Below are 4,713 nucleotides of genomic sequence, written 5' to 3'. Positions count from 1 at the left end.
TGTGCTCTTCCGATCTGCCCGCGAGGCGGCCCTGCTCGAGCTCGCGCAGGGCCGCCTCGCGGGCGTCTTGCTGCGCGTCGCTGCGGGGGGTGCCGCGCTCGAGCAGCGCCAGCCGACGGGCGCCGCGGGCCACCAGCGCGCGGGCGATCGCCAGGCCGATCCCGCCGGTCCCGCCGCTGAGCATGTAGATCGACTCCGGGGCGAGCGTTGGCCCGGTCGACCCCAGCGCGACCTGCTCCGCAGCGGGGATCGGGGCCAAGGTCTGCTCCTCGAGCACCCCCGCGCGCAGGCGCAGGCGACCGGACCCCCGACCCAGCAGCTCCGCCAGCGCCTGCGTCGTGTGGGGATCCAAGGTGTCGTCATCGAGCTCGAGATCCAGGGTCGAGAGCCCGCTGTACTCGGCGTCGAGCACCGGCAGCAGCCCGGCGAGCAGCGCGGCGCGGCCGTCAAAGCCCTGGCCCGCGTGGGTGCGGTCAACGTGGACATGGACCAGGCGCAGCGCGCAGCGCCGTCCGTTGGCGATCCACCGCTGCAGCAGCCGCAGGCGTCCAAGCGGGAGCGCGCTGGGATCGGGATCGGGGGCGTCGAGATCGCGCAGATCCAGGATCCGCGTGACCCCCGGCCCAAGCGCCTCGAGCAGCGCCTCCGCCTGCGCTTCGTCGTCGAGATCCGCCGTGAATTGCCGGTCAGCGTCGCGCCGCCAGCTGGGCCCCCGGGTGACCACCACGGGATCGAGGAGGCCGAGCTGGGCGAGGATCCGCTCGCGGTGGGGGCCCAGCTGGGCGCCAAACAAGACCAGCGTGTCGCCTGCGTGCGCCGGCGACTCGGGCAGCGCGGCCAGGGCTCGCGGCGACCAGCTCGGCACGATCATGGTCGCGCCAAGCGGCACGGCTTCGTTGCCAAGCTCGTTGGGCGCGTCCGGCCGCTGGGTCCACGCGAACCGGTCGGGCGTCCACAGGCGCTCGCCCGCGAACGGATAGGTCGGCAGCGGGACCCGCCTTCGCTGCGCGGGCGGGTGGTAGATCGCCCACGGAATCGGCCGCCCCTCGACCCACGCGCGCCCGATCTGCGCGAGCGTCCCCGCCTCCAACCACGCCTGGGCCTCGGCCAACCCCGCGGGATCGCTGCGCGGGCGGCCGGTGACCTGACCGCGCCACAGCTTGGTCCCCCACGCCTCGGCGCGATCGCCCGCCAAGAATGCATCGAGGCCGGCGATGGCTTGTTCGCGATCTGCGGCCAGCCACGCCAGCCGCTCGCTCAGCGCCGCGCGGCCGGTCTGCAGGGTGAAGGCGACGCTGGCCAGACACACGGGCTCGCTCACCAGCTGCGCGCGCAGGCGCTCGGCAAGGGTCCGCAGCTGCGCGGCGGTCTGGGCCGACAACACCAGGCACTGCGGGCGCGCGGGGTTGCTGTGGTTGGCGCGAGCGTAGTCTTCTACGACCACGTGGGCGTTGACACCCCCGGCGCCAAACGAGCTCACGCCCGCGCGCAGCGGCTCGCCGGGCCGGGCCACCCACGCCTGGGCCCGCCGCTGAATGCGAAGCGCGCTGCGCTCGAGATCCAAGCTGGGGTTGAGCCTCTCGGCGTGCAGGGTCGGCACCAGCTGGCGGTGCCGCATCTGCAAGAGCACCTTGGTCAAGCCCGCGATCCCTGCCGCCGACTCGAGGTGACCGATGTTCGACTTGATCGCCCCAATCCCACACCAGGGGCTGTCTGCGCGTCCGTAAGCCTGGTTGAGCCCGGCGATCTCGATGGGATCCCCAAGCGCGGTGCCGGTCCCGTGGGCCTCGACATAGCTGACGCTTCGCGGATCGATCCCGCCGCGACGCAGCGCCTCGGTCACGACCTCGGCCTGCGCATGCGGGCTGGGCACGCTGTAGCCGTTGGTGGTCCCGTTGTGGTTGATCGCCCAGCCGCGGAGCACCGCGTGGATGAAGTCGCCGTCGCGCTCGGCGTGCGCGAGCGGCTTGAGGATCACCGCGCCCACGCCCTCGCCGGGCACGTATCCGTCGCCGCCGTGGCCAAACGCGCGGCACTTCCCGTCGCTCGACGCGAACCCCTGGCTGGCGATCGTCAGGTACTTCGAGGGGTGCAGATAGAGGTTCACCCCGCCCGCGACGGCCAGCTCGATCTCGCCGCGGTGGATCGCCTCGCAAGCCAGCGCGATCGCAACCAGCGACGCCGAGCAGGCCGTGTCGACCGGCATGCTTGGGCCGTGGAAATTGAAGAACCACGAGATGCGGTTGGCGATCGACCAAAACGACGAGTCCAGGGTCACTCGCTCGCCGCGACCCCAAGCCTCGGCTGCGTGGAGCTGATGGCCACCCCAGGTCACCCCCGCATACACCCCCACGCGATTGCGGCGCTCGCCGTCGCGGTCCATGAAGCTCTCGCGCGAGTAGCCAGCGTGCTCGAGGGCCGCCCACGCGGTCTGCAGCAGCAGCCGCTCTTGCGGATCCATCTGTCGCGCCTCTCGCGGTGCGATCTTGAACAGGCGGTGATCGAAGCGCTCGACGTTCGCGAGGAACCCACCCCAGCGCGTGTACGTGGTGCCCGGGGTCCGTCGATCTGGGTCGAAGAACGCGTCGATGTCCCAGCGCTCGCGCGGCACTTCGCCCACGCAGTCGCGGCCGCTGACGAGGTTGGCCCACAGCGCGTCCAGATCATCGGCCTCGGGGTAGCGCCCGGCGACGCCAACGATCGCGATGGGCGTGGCCGATCCCTGCGCCAAGCCGTGGCCAAGCTCGATGACCGGAGCCGCGCCCGGCGACGCATCTTGGCCAAGGCAGCGGTCGCCGTGCGTCTTCAGCAGCGCCGCGCAGACCTGCTCGAGCGTCGTGTGCTCGAAGAACAAGGTCTTCGAGCACGCGGCCCCGAGGTGGATCTCGAGGGCCGCGTTGATGTCGTGGATCATGATCGAGTCGAGGCCGTAGCTCTCGAACGGCTCCCCGGGATCGATCCGCTCGGGCGCGAGCGCGAGCGCCCGACCCATGCGCTCTCGCAGCCACGCGAGCAACGCGGGCGCGGGGGAGGGCGCGGCGTTGGACGCAGGCGCAGGCACCTGGCTCGCGGGCTGACTTGTCGGGCTTGGGCGGGTCGCCACGCGCTCGGGGGTGTGGCCAAGCAGCTCGAGGATCCGGGCCCGCTCGCCATAGAGCAGCGCGAACACACCCGAGTCACCACCGCGCTGATCCAACCACGCGAGGGCCCGGTCGTCGGGCACTGGCACCAAGCCGTGGGCAGCCATCGCCGCGAGGGTGAGCGGCGTCGCCGGCATCCCACCCCCGGCGAGGAACGGCCAGCACAGCGACACGCTCGCGCCGCGTCGCTCGCCGCGCTGCACCGCCTGCGCGCGCGCGACCACGAAGTCGTTGAGCAGCCCGTTGGCGCGGGCGTAGGCGGCCTGGCCACGGATCCCAAACAGCCCAACGATCGAGCTGCAGACCACGAAGCGATCGAGCTCGGCGTCTGCGGTCAGCGTGTCCAGGTTGCGCGCGCCGGTCAGCTTGGTCGCCAGCGCCTGCTCCCACGCGTCGTCGTCGAGATCCTGCAGCAGCGCGTCGTGCTGGGAGGCGGCGCAGTGGATCACCGCGCGCGGGCGCGGACAAAAACCCTCGACGATCGGCTTGATCGCTGCCATGGGCGCCGCCTCGGTGATGTCGACGGGCAGGTAGAGCACACGCGCCCCGAGCTGCTCGAGCGCCGCGATCTGTTCGCGGCCAGAGTCGTCCAGGCTCGACCGCCCAAACAACACCAGGCGCTCGACGCCGGCCCGAGCCAGGTGCGCCGCGACCCGCCGACCGAAGGCCCCAAGACCGCCGCTGATCAGCGCACCGGCCCCCGGTGGCCAGCTAGCGACGTCTGCGGCGAGCGTCGGCGCCGACGCGGGCTCGACGAGCGCCCACGCGCGGACGCTGCGACGGCCCGCGGCGTCGATCCGAACCACCGGCGCTGGATCGCGCAGCTCAGCCAGGAGCGCCGCGTCCACGACGGGGGAGGGGGCGAGATCGTCGACGATCACGACCTTGGCGACCACGCCCCGCCACTCTGCCGCGATCGTGGCCACGATCCCGTCGAAGCCGAGCGCGGCGGTCTCGTCGCCGATGAGCACCAGGCGCTGGGGTCGGACCCGCGGGTGCGCGAGCCAGCGCAGCACCCCCGCGAGCCCGAGCTCCCGCTCGCGCACCGTCATGGTGTTGCTGTGGACCCACACCACCACGTCGAGATCGCCGACGTCGGCGAACAGCCGGGCGAGCGCGTCGGCCTGGCGGGGATCGACGTTGAAGCGTCCGTCCGCGGCCTCGCCAAAGCCCGCTCGGGGGCGCGCGTGGACGACCGGGATCACGCGCCGCCAGCTGTCGGCGCGGGCGTTCTCGGGATCCCAGAGCAACACCCGCGACGGCGCGGCGAGGCTCGCCACTGCGGCATGGGGCTGATCACTCGGTCGGAAACACACCGGCTCTGCGGCCACCTCGAGCGGCAGCTCGCGCGGGCTTGCGGCGCTCGGCTCCACGCCGGCCGCCGAGCGGGTCGTTGCGGCGCTCGGCTCGACGCTGGCCGCGGAGCGGGTCGTTGCGACGCTCGGCTCGACGCTGGCCGTGGAGCGCGTCGTTGCGACGCTCGGCTCGACACTGGCCGCGGAGCGGGTCGTTGCGGCGCTCGGCTCGACGCCGGCCGCGGAGCGGGCCTAGAAGGGGGCCACCCCAACGAACA

General features: G+C 72.8%; 1 protein-coding gene. It reads right to left on the bottom strand.

The window, feature by feature from the left end; all coding sequences use genetic code 11:
- A partial coding sequence (locus DB30_RS40080) for an SDR family NAD(P)-dependent oxidoreductase (RefSeq protein ID WP_146662848.1) occupies nucleotides 1-4,420 on the bottom strand: 4,420 nt, incomplete at its 3' end.
- Nucleotides 4,421-4,713 lie beyond the last annotated feature (293 nt).

This window comes from Enhygromyxa salina (assembly GCF_000737335.2).
GTDB lineage: Bacteria > Myxococcota_A > Polyangia > Nannocystales > Nannocystaceae > Plesiocystis > Plesiocystis salina_C.
This window is presented reverse-complemented; position numbering and strand designations above follow the sequence as displayed.